The 15,353-nt window shown below is 68.1% G+C and carries 11 protein-coding genes, 1 tRNA gene and 1 pseudogene; 3 read left to right on the top strand and 10 right to left on the bottom strand.

What is annotated here, in order from left to right:
* Nucleotides 1–25 precede the first annotated feature (25 nt).
* From MFF24_RS02920 to MFF24_RS02875, 10 genes and pseudogenes are all read right to left on the bottom strand, one after another.
* Nucleotides 26–109 (bottom strand) — tRNA-Tyr (locus MFF24_RS02920).
* Between the two features lie 89 nt (nucleotides 110–198).
* Nucleotides 199–2,010, bottom strand: a complete 1,812-nt coding sequence (gene recJ, locus MFF24_RS02915) for a single-stranded-DNA-specific exonuclease RecJ (protein WP_238222260.1) — start codon at nucleotides 2,008–2,010, stop codon at nucleotides 199–201.
* A 116-nt stretch (nucleotides 2,011–2,126) separates the two neighbouring features.
* On the bottom strand, nucleotides 2,127–3,527 hold the full coding sequence (locus MFF24_RS02910; RefSeq protein ID WP_108940646.1) for an NAD(P)(+) transhydrogenase (Re/Si-specific) subunit beta: 1,401 nt from the start codon (nucleotides 3,525–3,527) through the stop codon (nucleotides 2,127–2,129).
* A 4-nt stretch (nucleotides 3,528–3,531) separates the two neighbouring features.
* The gene (locus MFF24_RS02905; RefSeq protein ID WP_108940645.1) at nucleotides 3,532–3,984 is read right to left on the bottom strand and encodes a proton-translocating transhydrogenase family protein; all 453 of its coding nucleotides are present in this window, start codon (nucleotides 3,982–3,984) and stop codon (nucleotides 3,532–3,534) included.
* Nucleotides 3,985–4,005: 21 nt separating this feature from the next.
* Entirely contained in the window at nucleotides 4,006–5,145 is a 1,140-nt protein-coding gene (locus tag MFF24_RS02900; protein ID WP_238222258.1) for a Re/Si-specific NAD(P)(+) transhydrogenase subunit alpha, read from the bottom strand.
* A 111-nt stretch (nucleotides 5,146–5,256) separates the two neighbouring features.
* Nucleotides 5,257–5,550 carry an aa3-type cytochrome c oxidase subunit IV gene (locus tag MFF24_RS02895; protein ID WP_108940643.1) on the bottom strand — a complete coding sequence of 98 codons (294 nt, stop codon included), beginning with the start codon at nucleotides 5,548–5,550 and terminating at the stop codon, nucleotides 5,257–5,259.
* A gap of 112 nt (nucleotides 5,551–5,662) precedes the next feature.
* A complete protein-coding gene (locus MFF24_RS02890) occupies nucleotides 5,663–7,033 on the bottom strand; it encodes an ABC1 kinase family protein (RefSeq protein ID WP_238222256.1) in 1,371 nt (456 codons plus the stop codon).
* Nucleotides 7,034–7,125: 92 nt separating this feature from the next.
* A pseudogene (locus MFF24_RS02885) lies at nucleotides 7,126–7,512 on the bottom strand (type II toxin-antitoxin system death-on-curing family toxin).
* Nucleotides 7,509–7,733, bottom strand: a complete 225-nt coding sequence (locus MFF24_RS02880) for an AbrB/MazE/SpoVT family DNA-binding domain-containing protein (RefSeq protein ID WP_108940640.1) — start codon at nucleotides 7,731–7,733, stop codon at nucleotides 7,509–7,511. Before MFF24_RS02880 ends, MFF24_RS02885 begins: the two are co-directional and overlap by 4 nt.
* Nucleotides 7,734–7,807: 74 nt before the next feature.
* Nucleotides 7,808–9,685 (bottom strand): M3 family oligoendopeptidase, encoded by a 1,878-nt coding sequence (locus MFF24_RS02875; protein WP_238222255.1) that lies wholly within the window; start codon nucleotides 9,683–9,685, stop codon nucleotides 7,808–7,810.
* Between the two features lie 314 nt (nucleotides 9,686–9,999).
* Between MFF24_RS02875 and MFF24_RS02870 the strand changes: the two genes are divergently transcribed.
* The 3 genes from MFF24_RS02870 to MFF24_RS02860 all read left to right on the top strand — a co-directional run bounded on the left by MFF24_RS02870 (nucleotide 10,000) and on the right by MFF24_RS02860 (nucleotide 15,291).
* On the top strand, nucleotides 10,000–11,490 hold the full coding sequence (locus MFF24_RS02870; RefSeq protein ID WP_238222253.1) for a sigma-54-dependent transcriptional regulator: 1,491 nt from the start codon (nucleotides 10,000–10,002) through the stop codon (nucleotides 11,488–11,490).
* Nucleotides 11,491–11,650: 160 nt separating this feature from the next.
* Nucleotides 11,651–13,585, top strand: a complete 1,935-nt coding sequence (locus MFF24_RS02865; RefSeq protein WP_238222251.1) for a L,D-transpeptidase family protein — start codon at nucleotides 11,651–11,653, stop codon at nucleotides 13,583–13,585.
* Nucleotides 13,586–13,812: 227 nt separating this feature from the next.
* Nucleotides 13,813–15,291 (top strand): peptidoglycan L,D-endopeptidase MepK, encoded by a 1,479-nt coding sequence (locus MFF24_RS02860; RefSeq protein ID WP_238222248.1) that lies wholly within the window; start codon nucleotides 13,813–13,815, stop codon nucleotides 15,289–15,291.
* Nucleotides 15,292–15,353 lie beyond the last annotated feature (62 nt).

The following is a 15,353-nucleotide window of genomic DNA, read 5'->3' as shown; positions in this document are numbered from 1 at the left end:
CTACACCGTCTCTGTGGGATGTGTTTGGTGGGGGAAGTAGGACTCGAACCTACGAAGCTTACGCAGCGGATTTACAGTCCGCCCCCTTTGCCGCTCGGGACATTCCCCCAAACCGGGTCGCCGCGTTTCAATCGCGGCGGGCGAGGCCCTTATGGTGAGGGTCTGATCGGGTGTCAACCGATCCGTTCGATCCGTTTTCTATCCACAGGGCGCGAGATCGCAGATTCGAACCTGAGCTCGCTCCGCACCGCGCCAGCGGTCGCAGGAGAGCGTTCCGGCGACGTGGAACGTGCGGCCGATGCCGCCAAGCAGAGCGGCGCCGACCGGTCCTTGTGAGGCGCGAAAAGCGATGCCCCCGACCGCTTGCCCGTCCCCACTGACGAGACGCGCGCGGACATGTCCGTTGCCGACGATACCCGCATCGACGACGCGATGGCGCGGCAGTGCCATCATCGGTTCCGGCGCGCCTTGGCCGAAGGGTCCGGCACGCTGGATCAGCCGCACGAGTTCCGCGGTCGCGCCGCCGGCGCTCACGGTGCCGTCGATCAGCAGCGCCTCGGCCGCCCGCGCCCGGCCGACGGCCTCGGTCAGATCGCGGGAGAGACTCGCACCGAAGGCCTCGAGCCCGCCGGCCGCAAGGGTGACACCGGCGGCCATCGCGTGTCCCCCGCCCTTCACGGCGAGCCCGGCCTCGACCGCGCCGCGCACGGCCCCGCCGAGATCCGCACCGACCACGGAGCGTCCGGAGCCGACGGCGCTTCCATCGGGCTTGACGGCGAAGGCGAAGGCAGGCCGACCGAACCGCTCCTTCAAGCGGGCGGCAATGAGTCCGACGATACCGGGATGCCATTCGGGCGAGGCGGCGATCAGCACCGGACGATCGGGGTCGCGGGCGAGGCGTGTATCCATCTCGGCTTCGGCCTCGGCGACCGCCTGTGCCTCAATGGCTTGGCGCTCCCGATTGAGCCGGTCCAGTTCCTCGGCGATGCTGCGCGCCTCGATCGGATCACCCGTGGTGAGGAGCCGTGCGCCGAGGCCGGCGTCGCCGATGCGGCCGCCGGCATTGATGCGCGGCCCCACGAGAAAGCCGAGATGCCATGATTCCGGCGGCTCGCTCAGGCCTGCGGCGTCGAGAAGGGCCGCCAGCCCCGGCCGGCCCCGGCCCCGCATCACCGCAAGCCCCTGGACAACGAAGGCGCGATTGAGCCCGACGAGCGGCACCACGTCGGCGACGGTGGCAAGGGCCACGAGGTCGAGGAAGTCGGTGAGGCGCGGCTCGGCGGTGGAAGCGAAAGCCCCCTCCCCCCGCAAGCGGCGGGCGAGCGCGACGAGGGTCATGAAGACGACGCCCGCCGCGCAGAGATGACCAAGGCCGGAGAGGTCATCGAGCCGGTTCGGGTTGACCAGGGCGCGCGTCTGCGGAAGCTCCTCTGGAGCACCGTGGTGATCGAGCACGATCACGTCGAGGCCGAGGGCCGCTGCGGCGGCCAGCGGTTCGTGGCCGGCAGTGCCGCAATCGACGCAGACGAGCAGGCCCGCCCCCTCCTCGCGCAAAGCCGTGACGGCGCCGACATTCGGGCCGTAGCCTTCCGTGATGCGGTCGGGGATGTGGATGCGCACCTTGACGCCGAGCGCCCGCAGATAATTTGCGAGGAGCGATGCGCTCGACGCGCCGTCCACGTCGTAATCGCCGAAGATCGCCACCGCCTCGTGGGTTCGTACGGCATGAGCGAGGCGATCGACCGCCGCCTCCATATCCACGAGCACGGAGGGGTCCGGCATCAGGTCGCGCAGGCGCGGGGACAGATAAGCCTCGGCCTCGGCCGGCCGTACGCCGCGCCCGACGAGGACGCGGGCGAGCAGATCCGGCAGGCCGTAGGCCTGGGTCATGGTTGTCGCCAGAGCCTGAAGACCGGGATCCCCGCACCGCTCGCGCCAGGGCCGCCCGAGCACCGATGCGGTGACGTCGAGGAAGGGGCGAGGCAGATCGAGGGGCGAGGCGAGGGACATGGAAGCGGACACGGCGCGACCATAGCCGCTTCAGACGGCAAAAACTGCGCCCTCCAAACGACAGCGGGGCGGACGATTGCTCGCCCGCCCCGCATCTGACCGCCGATTCTAGCCGATCAGAGGTTCTTGAGGATGTTGTCGACGACCTTCTTGGCGTCACCGAACAGCATCATCGTGTTGTCGCGGAAGAACACCTCGTTCTCGACGCCGGCGTAGCCCGAGCCCATGCCGCGCTTGATGAAGAGAACGGTCTTGGCCTTCTCCACATCGAGGATCGGCATGCCGTAGATCGGCGACGCCTTGTCGGTCTTGGCGGCCGGGTTGGTGACGTCGTTGGCGCCGATCACGAAGGCCACGTCGGCCTGCGGGAACTCGCCGTTGATGTCCTCCAGCTCGAACACCTCGTCGTAGGGCACGTTGGCTTCCGCCAAGAGCACGTTCATATGCCCCGGCATGCGGCCCGCCACCGGGTGGATGGCGTACTTCACATCGACGCCCTCCTTCTTCAGCAGGTCGGCCATCTCACGCAGGGAGTGCTGCGCCTGGGCGACCGCCATGCCGTAGCCGGGGACGATGATGACCTTCTCGGCGTTCTTCATGATGTAGGCTGCGTCGTCCGGCGAGCCCTGCTTGACGGGGCGCGTCTCGACCTGGCCGCCACCGGCCGCTGCGGCGGAATCCCCACCGAAGCCGCCGAGGATGACCGAGATGAACGACCGGTTCATCGCCTTGCACATGATGTAGGACAGGATCGCGCCCGAGGAGCCGACCAGCGAGCCCGTGATGATGAGCGCGAGGTTGCCCAGGGTGAAGCCGATGCCGGCCGCCGCCCAGCCCGAGTAGGAGTTCAGCATCGAGACGACGACGGGCATGTCCGCGCCGCCGATCGGGATGATGAGCAGCCCGCCCAGGACGAAGGACAGGAGCACGATCAACCAGAAGACCAGCTTGCTCTCGTTGCCGATGAACACGGCGATCAGCACCACCAGGGCGATGCCCAGCGCGATGTTGATGGCGTGCCGCTGCGGCAGCATGATCGGCTTGCCGGACATGCGCCCGTCGAGCTTGGCGAAGGCGATGACCGAACCGGTGAAGGTGATCGCGCCGATCGCCGCGCCCAGCGCCATCTCGAACAGCGACTCCTTGTGGATGTGGCCGTTCTCGAGGATGCCGACCGCCTGGGGGGCGTAGAGCGTCGCCGCCGCACCCGCCACGGCGGCAAGGCCGACGAGCGAGTGGAAGGCCGCGACGAGCTGCGGCATCGCCGTCATCGGCACCCGCTTGGCAATCACCGCGCCGGCGCCACCGCCGATACCAAGGCCGAGCAGCACCAGGATCCAGGCGCCAAGTCCCGCCGGCGGATGGCCGATCAGGGTCGTGAGCACGGCGAGCGCCATGCCGATCATGCCGTACAGGTTACCCTGTCGCGACGTGGTGGGGTGCGAGAGACCCCGCAGCGCCATGATGAACAGGACGCCGGCGACGATGTAGAGAAGGGATGAGACGTTTTCCGACATCGCCTCAGGCCTTCTTCTTGTACATGCCGAGCATGCGCTGGGTCACGAGGAAGCCGCCGAAGATATTCACGGAGGCGAGGACGATACCGATGAAGCCGAAGAAGCGGGCCCAGCCGGTGCCCTTCTCGATGAGCGGCACACCGACCGCCAGGAGCGCGCCGACGATGATGACCGACGAGATCGCGTTGGTCACCGACATCAGCGGCGTGTGCAGGGCCGGCGTCACCGACCAAACGACGTAATAGCCGACGAAGATCGCGAGCACGAAGATCGCGAGCTGGAACACCGTGGGATCGACGGCGCCATGGGTGGCGGCGGCGATACCGTGTCCGAGCGAGTCGGCAATCGACTGCGCCTGTGCGGCGTTCTGATGGGCGATGTCGGCCGCGGCGCGCGCGGCCGATGCGGCGGCCTGGGCCTGCTCTGCAGGCGAGACGGGCGGAAGGGGGGTTGCCATGGTGAGATCCTCCGCGACCGATCAGGCTTTAGGCTGAAAGTTGGGGTGGACCACCTGACCGTCGCGGGTGAGGTTGGTGGCCTTGACGAGTTCGTCGTCCCAATTCACCGCCAGCGCCTTCACTTCCTTGTCGATCATCGTCTCGACGAAGGCGTAGAGGTTGCGGGCGTAGAGGCTCGAGGCGGTCGCCGCGAGGCGGCCCGGCACGTTGACGTGGCCGACGATCTTCACGCCGTTGCCGACGGTGACGATCTCGCCGGCCTTGGCGCCGGCGACGTTGCCGCCGCGCTCGACCGCGAGGTCGACGAGCACCGAACCCGGCTTCATCGAAGCGACCATCTCCTCGGAGACGAGCTTCGGGGCCGGGCGACCCGGGATCAGGGCCGTGGTGATGACGATGTCCTGCTTGGCGATGTGGCCCTTGACTAGCTCCGCCTGCTTCTTCTGGTACTCGGCCGACATCTCCTTGGCGTAGCCGCCGGAGGTCTCGGCCTGCTTGAACTCGTCGTCCTCGACGGCGACGAACTTGGCGCCGAGCGATTCGACCTGTTCCTTGGTGGCGGGCCGCACGTCGGTGGCGGTGACCACGGCGCCCATGCGGCGGGCGGTGGCGATCGCCTGGAGGCCGGCGACGCCGACGCCCATGATGAAGATGCGCGCGGCCGGAACGGTGCCGGCGGCGGTCATCATCATGGGCAGGGAGCGGCCGTACTCGGCAGCGCCATCAACGACGGCGCGGTAGCCGGCGAGGTTGGCCTGGGAGGAGAGGACGTCCATCACCTGCGCGCGGGTGATGCGGGGCATCAGCTCCATGGCAAAGGTGTTCACGCCCGCCTCGGCCGCGGCCTTCAGCGCATCCTCGTGACCGTAGGGGTCCATGATCGCGACGACCGTGGCGCCCTTCTGGATCTTGGCCAGTTCGTCCGCGTTCGGACGGCGAACCTTGAGGACGAGATCGGCGCCGGAGAGAGCCTCCTCGACGCTTCCGGCGATCTTGGCACCGGCCGACTCATACTCGGCATCGGGGACACCGGCTTTGGCGCCCGCTCCCGATTGCACGACGACCTCGCTGCCCAGACCAATGAACTTCTTGACCGTTTCTGGGACGGCCGCGACCCGTGGTTCTATCGGGTCCGTCTCCGTCAAGACGGCAATACGCATCAGTTGCTCCCGTTCTTACAGCCGCCTTTCGGCGTGCCGGTATCCGAGCCTTCTTGGAAGTTCAGATCTGAAAAAGGCCGACCCGGAGGGCCGGCCCGAAACATTCGACCCTCAGCTCAGGAAGAGGATCGCGAGGAGTGCGGCGAGGACGAAAGCCTGAGCCTTCCATCCAATGGCCGGGACGAAGGCACCGGCGGCCGCAGCCACCCAGGACACCAGCACGCCGATGATCGCGGTCACCCAGGCCTCGTGCACGCCGCCGATGGCCAGCGCCACGACCCAGCACAGAACGGTGACGGTGCCGATTTCGACGAAGCGGACGAAGCCCCGGTAGGTCTGCTCGTGGGTCTTCTCGTCCATCGCCGGGCTGTAGTTCAGGCCGGTGAGGGTCTTCGTGTCCGCCATTGCGCGCCCGTTCCCTGTTGTCGTTTTGCTTGTCACGCGCGGATTTAGCGCAAGGCTAACCCACTCGCAATCAGCTTGACGGTCAGGATGGTGGATCGTGAGCCGACTTTTGTTATGCCGGGGCCGGTAGCCCAGCCTCGGCCAGAGCAGTTTCCTGACGCTCGGAGAGCGTCTCGAGGGAGAAGCGCTCGATCTCGGCTTCGAACAGGCGGTGGTAGTTCAGTTCGGAGCGCAGGTGCAGGAACACGGCACCGAGCCCAACAGCCGCACGGTCCATGAAGACGAATTCCTGTGGAACCGTAACCGGGCCGCGCTCTTTGAGCGCCTGATGCACGGAGAAGGCTTCCCGACGTCCGTAGGCGCCGGGCTCGACGCCGTCCGCGACCGTGCGCGTGCGGTCTTCGAGCAGGGGGCCGTAGATGAACCGGGCCCAGATGTTGAGGATGTCGACGGTTTCCTTGTCGAGGCGCTTGAAGCCCCAGACTTCGTAGGCGTGGACGACGCGGTCCCGGTCATCCTCCAGAAGTCCGCGATAGAGGTCGACCACGCCGCCGACGAAGCGCGGGTGGAAGATGCGTACGCAGCCGTAATCGAGCAGGTTGATGCCCTGTGCCTCACCACCCTCCGAGAAGACGGTATAGTTGCCCAGATGCGGGTCACCGTGGATGACGGCGGCGCGGCTGAACGGGTGCCACCACGCCTTGAACATCGCCTGAGCGATGCGATTGCGGATCTCGATCGGGGCATCGGCGAAGTTGAGGATCCGCTCACCGTCGAGCCAGCCGAGGGTGAGGAGCCGCTTCGTCGAGAGGCTGGGATGCACCGTCGGCACCCGCACCGCAGGGATGTCCTTGAGCACATCGCCGTAGAGAGCGGCATGCTTGGCCTCGCGGCCGTAATCGAGTTCCTCGCGGACCCGCGCGCCGATCTCCTTGGCGATCTCCGAGGTATCGAGCCAGGAATTCATGCGACGGTGCAGGGCAAAGGCGACCTGAAGCTGCTTGAGGTCGGCTTCCACCGCCGACTGCATGTCGGGATACTGAAGCTTGCAGGCGAGCGGCGCGCCGTCGCATGATTCGGCCCGGTGGACCTGGCCGAGGGAGGCCGCGGCGGCGGGCTTGAGGTCGAAGCTGCCGAAGCGGGTCTGCCAGTCGGCCCCGAGTTCGGCCATCATCCGCCGTTTGACGAAAGCCGCGCCCATCGGCGGTGCGTCGGCCTGGAGCTTCTGCAGCTCGGCGGCGTATTCGGGCGGCAGGAGATCCGGCACGGTGGCGAGCAGCTGCGCCACCTTCATGATCGGCCCCTTGAGGCCGCCGAGCGCCTGCGCAAGCGCCGCAGCGTTGTTCAGGCTCGCGCCGTCCTTGCCGCCGAACAGGCGCGCCGCCGCCATCCGCGCGGCCACTCCTCCGACATTGGCGCCGACGCTGGCGTAGCGGCTCGCGCGGGCGGTAAAGCGGTTGGCTTCGCGGTCGGTCTCGGCCATGGGCTGGGATCAATTCCTGACGGGACGTCACCGGAGATAGGCACCGTCCGGGGCCGCGCCCAGGGCGCTGGGACGGCGCGCCGCGGATCGCGTTACGCCTTCGGCCCGTTGTCGCGAAGCCAACGGGTGAGACCGGATTCGTCGATCTCGCCCGCGGCGAGGCCACGGATCATCAAAACCGCCTCCGCTTCTGCAACTAGAAAGTCGATGTCGTTCAGGCCGAGAAAGGTCACGAGCGCCAGCAGCGCCGCACGTTTGTTGCCGTCGATGAAGGGGTGGTTTTTGACGATGCCGAAGGCGTAGGCGGCCGCGAGTTCGGCCAGGTCCGGTTCACCTTAGCCCGCACGGTTCTTGGGTTGCCCGAGAGCCGATTCGAGTACACCCTCGTCGCGCAGGCCCGGAGGCCCGCCGAAAAGCTCGAGCTGCTGTGAGTGGATGGCCTGAACGAGATCGCTGGTCAGCCAGACGATCTCGCTCACTTCGCCAACTCGGCGAGCGCGTTTCTATAGGTCTTCATCGCCTTCTCGGCGATCTTCATGCCCTTTTCGAAAGTCGGATCATATGGCGAGAGATGCAGCGTGCCATCGGGATTCTCGGTGACGTGCAGCCAATCGCCTTGATCCAGCCTGAGCCTGCCGACGAGTTCCTTCGGCAGGATCAGACCGGTTGAATTTCCGATGCGCTTGATCTCGAGCTTCATGGAAGTGGCCCTCGCGCCTCATCCGCGTTCAACACGCGTATAACACAGCTGGGCCCCAGCCCATGGAGTGTGGGCTACGCGTCTTCCATCGCCTCCAATTCGGCGATCATCCCCTCGATCATGCCGAGCCCGATCTGCCAGAATCCCGGATCGCTGGCGTCGAGCCCGAACGGCTTGAGCAGCTCGCCGTAGGGCTTCGAGCCGCCGGCCGAGAGCAGGGCGAAGTAGCGCTCGACGAAGCCCGGCTCGGCGCGGGCGTAGACGCCGTAGAGCGAGTTCACGAGGCAGTCGCCGAAGGCGTAGGCGTAGACGTAGAACGGCGAGTGGATGAAGTGCGGAATGTAGGCCCAGAACGGCTCGTAACCCTTGTCGAGGGTGATCGCCGGGCCGAGGCTCTCAGACTGCACCGACATCCAGAGCTCGTTGATCTGCTCAGCCGTCAGCTCGCCCTTGGCGCGGGCGAGGTGGACCTTCCGCTCGAACGAGTAGAATGCGATCTGGCGCACCACCGTGTTGATCATGTCCTCGACCTTGGCCGCCAGCATCGCCCGGCGCTGGGTCGGGTCGGTGGTCTGGCTCAGCAGGCGGCGGAAGGTCAGCATCTCGCCGAACACGCTGGCGGTCTCGGCCAGCGTCAGCGGGGTCGGCGCCATCAGCGCGCCGTTGCCAGCGGCGAGCACCTGATGAACGCCGTGGCCGAGTTCGTGCGCCAGCGTCATCACGTCCCGCGGCTTACCCTGGTAATTCACCAACACGTAGGGGTGGGCCGAGGGGACGGTCGGGTGTGCGAAGGCGCCCGGCGCCTTGCCGGGCCGGGTCGGCGCATCGATCCAGCCGCCATCGAAGAATCTTTTGGCGATGCCGGCCATGTCCGGCGAGAAGGCGTTGTAGGCCTCCAAGACCGTATCGCGGGCCTGCGCCCAGGGGATCGTGCGCTGCTCGACCTTCGGCAAAGGCGCATTGCGGTCCCAGTAAGGCAGCGCCTCGACGCCGAACCACTTGGCCTTCAGCCGGTAGTAGCGGTGCGACAGACGCGGGTAGGCCGCGCGCACCGCCTCGACCATCGCGGCGACAACTTCCGGCTCGACGCGGTTCGAGAGGTGGCGGGCATCGGCCACGTCCTTGAAGCCGCGCCAGCGGTCAGAGATCTCCTTGTCCTTGGCCAGCGTGTTGGTGATCAGTGTGAAGATGCGCAGGTTCGCCCGCAGCGTGTCGCCGAGCGCCTGCGCCGCCTCCTTGCGCACGGCGCCGTCGGGATCCTGGAGCTTGTTCAGCGTCGGCTCCAGCGTCAGGCGCTCGCCCTGCACGGGGAAGCGCAGCGCGGCGATCGTCTCGTTGAACAGCCGGTCCCAGGCCGCGCTCGACGTCACCGACTTGTCGAGGAACAGCTTTTCCGTGCGGTCGTCGAGCTGGTAGGGCTTCTCGCGGCGCAGGTCCTCGATCCAGGGCCGGTAGCGCGCAAGCAGACCGTCCGTCATCGCCGCGTCGAGCACGCCATCCTCGACGCGATTCAGCTCCAGGCCAAAGAACAAAAGGTCGCCCGACGCCGTGGTGAGCCGCTCGCGGGTGTCGCCGTAGAACTTAGCGCGGGTCTCGTCGGTGGTGTCGCCGGAATAGACGAGCCCGGCATAGGACATCAGCCGCCCCATCAGATCCTCGATCCGCTCGTAGGCCTGCACCGCCTCACCGAGGACGGAAGACGCGTCCGGTCCGGAGGCGATCTCGGCGATCCGGCCGGCATATCGTGCGGCGAAGGCGCGGCTCTCAGCCTCAGCCCGGTCGAGATCATCCCGGAAGGCGGACGCATCCATGCCGGGATAGAGGTCGGTGAGGTCCCATTCAGGCAGCACGCCGAGATCGGCCGCCTGCAACGCGCTGCGCACGGTCGCAAGCTCTTCGGCCCCCCTCGGCAACTCCGCGGACAGGGCAGCGAAAACGGCTCGGCTCGACATGATGTGCTGTTTCCTCGACGCATCGGATCTCGGGTCGGCGCAAGGAGCCCGACACGGTCGGGGTCAGATATCGAGCGCGAGGCCCGCACGATCAACCGCGTTGCGCGATCCCGTGAGCCGCAGGGCTCACGGATCGTCGGCAATCTCTTTTGGAGCGTCGCCGCGATCAATTTTCAGCGTCGTTAAGCGGCGCTTTACGCTCGTGGGCGATCCTGTGCCTCGAAACGAAACAGCCCGCCGCCCTGCGCCCGCCGATCTCCCTTGGAGACGGTGCCGGCCCGCGGCCGGCTCGAGCGGAAAGCGAGGCGCCCCGCATGTCGACCACCGTTCTCATCATCGACGACGATCCCGTCCAGCGCCGCCTCGCCGAAGCGATGGTGCGCCGCCTCGGCTTCGAGGCCCGGATCGCGGAGAACGGGCATGACGGGCTGAACCTCCTGCGCGGCGGCGAGAACGTCGATGTCGTGCTGCTCGACCTCGTCATGCCGGGCGGCATGGACGGGCTGGGCGTGCTCGCCGAGATGCGCAAGAGTGGGATCGACACGCCGGTCATCGTTCAGACCTCGAACGGCTCCATCGACGCGGTGGTGAACGCCATGCGGGCGGGTGCCGTCGATTTCGTGGTCAAGCCGGCCGGCGCCGAGCGACTCCAGGTCTCGATCAAGAACGCTCTGCGGGTGGATCAGCTTGAGGAGGAGGTGCGCCGCATGCGCCGTCGCGCCTCAGGTGCGCTCGGTTTCAAGGACCTCGCCTCGAAGAGCCCGGACATGGAGCGGGTGATCCGTCTCGCCGAGCGGGCGGCGAAGTCGAACATCCCCGTCCTGATCGAGGGCGAGTCAGGCGTCGGCAAAGAGGTGCTGGCCCGGGCGATCCAGGGCTCGGGCGACCGGCGCGGCAAGCCCTTCGTCACCGTGAATTGCGGCGCGATCCCCGAGAATCTCGTCGAATCGACCCTGTTCGGCCACGAGAAGGGGGCCTTCACCGGCGCCACCGAGAAGCATGTCGGCAAGTTCGTCGAAGCCTCGGGCGGGACGCTGTTCCTCGACGAGATCGGCGAGCTTCCGCTCGACGCCCAGGTGAAGCTCCTGCGGGCGCTGCAGGAGGGCGAGGTCGATCCCGTTGGCGGCAAGCGCGCCGTGCGCGTCGATATCCGCCTGATCTCGGCGACCAACCGCTCGCTGCTCGATCTCGTGAAGCAGGGCAAGTTCCGCGAGGATCTCTATTACCGTCTCAACGTCTTCCCGATGACGCTGCCGCCGCTGCGGGCGCGGCGCGAGGATATTCCGGATCTGGTGCGCTCGTTCTGCGCGCGGTTCGCGGCGGAGGAAGGCAAGCGCCTGCGCGGCATCACGGCGGAAGCCATGGCGCTGCTCTCGCGCTACCCCTGGCCCGGCAACGTGCGACAGCTGGAGAACGCGCTGTTCCGCGCGGTGGTGCTCGCCGACGGCGACGAACTGACGGTCGCCGAATTTCCGCAGATCGCCGCGCAGGTCGAGGGCTTCGACGTGCGCATCCCGCCGCTCCCGGTGCAGGCGGCCCTGCCCGCGGGCGGCCTGGAACCGGTGCGGGAGATCGTCCGCATCGAAGTGCGTGATCCGCATGCCATGTCCCTCGTGGTCGAGGAGACCGGCGACATGAAGACGATGGAGACGGTCGAGGCGGAGGTGATCCGCTTCGCTCTGCAATTTTACCGCGGCCGAATGTCCGAAGTCTCGCGCCGCCTCGGAATCGGCCGATCTACCCTCTACCGCAAACTCAAGGAGCTCGGCCTCGACGAGGAGGAGCGCTCCGAGGACGCCGCCTGATACCGGGGGCGGAGGGAACAGTCGGTCAGGCTCGGCTGTTCGCTCTCAGGGTCCGGCTTGGCCATAAAGCATGGCCGTGTGGTTGCGCACGGTCCCGCTTGGGTCGATGATCTTTAAGCAGAGCTGCGGCATTCTCGGCCGTATCCAGGGAGTTGCCGACATGCGCGCTGCATCGGGAGCCGGAACGGGCATCGCGCGGACCCTGTCCGTCGCCTTGGCCGCCCTCTTCGCCTTCGGCCAGGCCCCGGTCCGCGCCGAGGAGCCCGTCGCCGGGGGCGAGGTCGTCATCCGCAAGGCCGCGGTCGATCCGGTGGAGGCCCCCGCCCTCTCCCCCGACACGAGCGAGGGGGCACCTGCAGCTGCGGAAACCTCGGCGCCGCCTGAGGAGCCGGCTCCGATCACCGTCATGCAAGGCCCGCCTGCGCCGGTCGCCCCGAGCGAGCCGCTCCCAGCGGCCGTCTATGCCCGCCTCAACGACACCGCGCCGCTGTTGCAGCGGCTGACCGGCAAGGATCGCGAGGCGATCCAGGCTTTCTACGCGCTCGGCGATTTCAAGCCGATCTGGATCGAGAAGGGTGCCTTCAATGCCGCCGCCAACGCGGCGATCGCGCGCCTACGCGCCGCGGGCGAGGATGGGCTCGATCCGAACGCCTACCCGGTTCCGGCGGTGGGCAAGCTCAGCCGCCCGGACACGGATGCCGAGATCGCCGAGGCTGACCTCAAGCTCTCCGCCTCGCTCGCCCTCTACGCCCGCGATGCCCGCGGCGGACGGGTGAACCCGGCCGCGATCTCGAAGCTGATCACGCCTACCCTCGACCTGCCGAGTGCCGACGCGGTGCTGACCCGCCTCGCCGCGGCGGGCGCCGGGGCCGGTGAGGCGCTGCAGGGCTACAATCCGCGTCAGCCGGGCTACCTCGCCCTGAAGCAGCGGCTTGCCGGCCTAAGGGCCGGGCGGACGCAGGGAGCGCCGAGCGTCAAGCTTCCCGACGGCCCCGTCCTCAAGCTCGGGATGAACGATCCGCGGGTGCCGCTGCTGCGCAGCCGCTTCGGCCTGGAATCGCGCTCGGCCGGCACGCTCGATGCCGCGCCTGGCGAGTCCGACGCCTACGACCGCTCCGTCGCCGATGCCGTAAGGGACTTCCAGCGCAGCCGCGGCCTGCCGGCGAACGGCACGCTGACACGCGCCACCGTCGCTGCGCTCGCCAATCCGAGCGTGCCGAAGGCAAGCGCGAGCGAGGCCGACCTCCTCGTCAACATGGAGCGCTGGCGCTGGCTGCCGTCCGAACTCGGGCCGGACTACGTCTTCGTCAACGTGCCGGAATTCAAGCTGAAGGTTTTTCGCGAGGGGCGCCTTCGCGACGAGACCCGGGTGATCGTCGGCAAGCCGACGAGCCCGACGCCGACCTTCTCGGGGATGATGGAATATGCCGTCGTCAACCCGTCCTGGTACGTGCCGCCGTCGATCCTCAAGCAGATGCTCGCCTCCGGCCGCACCGCCGGGTTCGAGGTCGTGCGCCGGGGCGGCGCGATCTCCCTGCGTCAGCCGCCGGGCGAGCGGAACGCACTCGGCTTCATCAAGTTCATGTTCCCCAACCAGCACGCGGTCTACCTGCACGACACGCCGAACCGCTCGCTGTTCTCAGCCTCGACCCGCGCCTTCAGCCACGGCTGCGTCCGCGTGGACGATCCGTTCCGGTTCGCCGACGCGGTCTTGCCGAACTGGACGCAGGAGCGCCTGAAGAAACTGATCGGCAAAGGCGAGCGGACGCTGCGCCTGCCCGAGAAGCTGCCGGTGCATCTCGCCTACTTCACCGCGGAGGTGGACGATCTCGGCTCCTACCGCACCCTTCCCGACCTCTACGGCTATGACGGCCCGATGAAGGTGGCGCTGGGTCTCAGTTCCCGCTCGGACGCGGTGGCCAAGGCCCCCGCCGCAACGAAGAAAGCCGTCGAGGCCCGCTCGGTGCCGCGTCAGGCCGCGACGCGCGAGGCGGTGCGCAGCGAGCGCCGCGCCGCACCGCGTCGGGCGCCCGATATGTTCGGCGAGACGGAGGGCGGCCAGGTCTACGCCTATCCGCAGCGCAGCTTCTGGTAGGCGCGAGTCCCCGCCGGTTCCCGCCTAGATCGGCAATTTCGGCATCCCGTGCGGGACAGCGCCGGGTGACGGGCTTGCGAGGCTCTTTTTTGCCACGGTTCGCCCGTAGCGGTCGCTGAAGACGGCGAGCAGCATGGGCCCCGAGACGACCCACCTTTCCGGTCCTCGGCCACCTTTGCGCCCTTCGCGGCATCGCCGATGTCGCGCCCGTTCCGCGAGGTGAGGACATGCTGCGCACGATCCGGAACCGCCTGCCCTCGAACAGGACTTCGCGTCTGAGGCGTCTCGCTTCGGCCGCCGGCGCCATGACCGCCCTGCTTCTGGTCGGGACCGCAGAGACCCAGAACGCGGTCGCCAACGGCGACACGCGTAGCCTCTCCCTGACGCACGAGCATACCGGCGAGAGTCTGTCGGTGACGTTCAAACGCAACGGGCGCTTCGATCGCGCCGCCCTCGACCAGCTCAACTGGCTCCTGCGAGATTGGCGCGAGAACGAATCGATCAAGATGGACCCGCGCCTGTTCGATGTGGTCTGGGAGGCGCAGCGCTCCATCGGTTCGACCGCGCCGCTACGGATCGTCTCCGCCTATCGCAGCCCGAAGACGAACGGGATGCTGCGCCGCCGCTCCTCTGGCGTGGCCGAGACGAGCCAGCACATGCTCGGCAAGGCCATGGATTTCTATCTGACCGATGCCTCGATCGATCAGATCCGTGCCATCGGCATGCAGATGCAGCGCGGCGGCGTCGGCTGGTATCCCCGCTCCGGCTCGCCCTTCGTCCATCTCGATGTCGGCTCGGTCCGATCCTGGCCGCGCATGAGCCACGATCAGCTCGCGCGCCTGTTCCCGGACGGCAAGACCGTCCACCTGCCCGCCGACGGCAAGCCGCTCGCCCGCTACGAGGAGGCACGCGCCGAAATCCTGTCGCGCGGCGGCACGGTGCTCGGCTACACCGCGGTCGCCAGCGCCGACGAGATCGATGACGGGCCGGGCCTCAAGGGTTTCTTCGCCTCGCTCTTCGGCGGGGGCGCCGGAACGGATGCGCCGCCGGCCGCGCTCGCCAACGCGCCGACGCCGTCCAAGGCGCGGGCGAGGCCGAGCATCGCCGTCGCGAGCGCCGATCCGGCCGACGCCTCGGCAGCGATGGCCTATGCCGCACCAAATGCCTCCGAGGCCCTGCGCGCGGCGACCCTGCGCCGGGATGGGGCCTCGGCGAAGGAATTGCTGACCGGCGAGACGGAGCAATCCGTGGTCGCGCCGCTGCCACCGCGGCGCCCCTCCGAATTCGCCGTCGTCGCCACGGCTCTCACCATTCCCCTTCCGCCGCAGCGTCCGGTGCGGCTCGCCTCCCTCAACGGCGAAGGCCTCGGCGGCATGGTGCATGTGGCGCAGGCAGAGGGCGAAGCCGGATCCGATACAACGGAGCGCAGCGCACCCGAGGCACCCCGCGTGCTCGCGGATGCCGATCCGCACGAACAGATGCGCGGCCTGCTCTTCGCGGCCGTTGAAGGTGTCTCCGAGCCCACGGCCCCGGCGGCTCCCGTCCGCGTGGCGCTCGCCCGGCCGCGCCCCGACGAGGCCTTGCCTGCGGAGGCGCTGCACACTCCGTCCGAGCCACTCGCGAGCCGGTTCTCGACCAAGCCGTGGCCGCTCTCGGCGACGCGGTTCACCGGCTCCGTCACCAACGGACCCGCCCTCGCCCGTTGACGCGCGAGGCGCTCTCGCCACTTCTCGCGCCCGCCAACCGAGGCCCGCGATGCTGCTCTACG

Origin of the sequence: Methylorubrum aminovorans (assembly GCF_022179725.1) — a bacterium.
GTDB classification, from domain to species: domain Bacteria; phylum Pseudomonadota; class Alphaproteobacteria; order Rhizobiales; family Beijerinckiaceae; genus Methylobacterium; species Methylobacterium aminovorans.
Note: the sequence above shows the minus strand (reverse complement) of the source record. Positions and strands in the feature narration are given on the sequence as shown.

Excerpts from the sequence above, each read along its gene's own strand:
- recJ (WP_238222260.1), bottom strand. The coding sequence starts at position 2,010 with ATGTCCCTCGCCTCGCCCCTCGATCTGCCTCGCCCCTTCCTCGACGTC.
- MFF24_RS02910 (WP_108940646.1), bottom strand. The coding sequence starts at position 3,527 with ATGTCGGAAAACGTCTCATCCCTTCTCTACATCGTCGCCGGCGTCCTG.
- MFF24_RS02905 (WP_108940645.1), bottom strand. The coding sequence starts at position 3,984 with ATGGCAACCCCCCTTCCGCCCGTCTCGCCTGCAGAGCAGGCCCAGGCC.
- MFF24_RS02900 (WP_238222258.1), bottom strand. The coding sequence starts at position 5,145 with ATGCGTATTGCCGTCTTGACGGAGACGGACCCGATAGAACCACGGGTC.
- MFF24_RS02895 (WP_108940643.1), bottom strand. The coding sequence starts at position 5,550 with ATGGCGGACACGAAGACCCTCACCGGCCTGAACTACAGCCCGGCGATG.
- MFF24_RS02890 (WP_238222256.1), bottom strand. The coding sequence starts at position 7,033 with ATGGCCGAGACCGACCGCGAAGCCAACCGCTTTACCGCCCGCGCGAGC.
- MFF24_RS02880 (WP_108940640.1), bottom strand. The coding sequence starts at position 7,733 with ATGAAGCTCGAGATCAAGCGCATCGGAAATTCAACCGGTCTGATCCTG.
- MFF24_RS02875 (WP_238222255.1), bottom strand. The coding sequence starts at position 9,685 with ATGTCGAGCCGAGCCGTTTTCGCTGCCCTGTCCGCGGAGTTGCCGAGG.
- MFF24_RS02870 (WP_238222253.1), top strand. The coding sequence starts at position 10,000 with ATGTCGACCACCGTTCTCATCATCGACGACGATCCCGTCCAGCGCCGC.
- MFF24_RS02865 (WP_238222251.1), top strand. The coding sequence starts at position 11,651 with ATGCGCGCTGCATCGGGAGCCGGAACGGGCATCGCGCGGACCCTGTCC.
- MFF24_RS02860 (WP_238222248.1), top strand. The coding sequence starts at position 13,813 with ATGCTGCGCACGATCCGGAACCGCCTGCCCTCGAACAGGACTTCGCGT.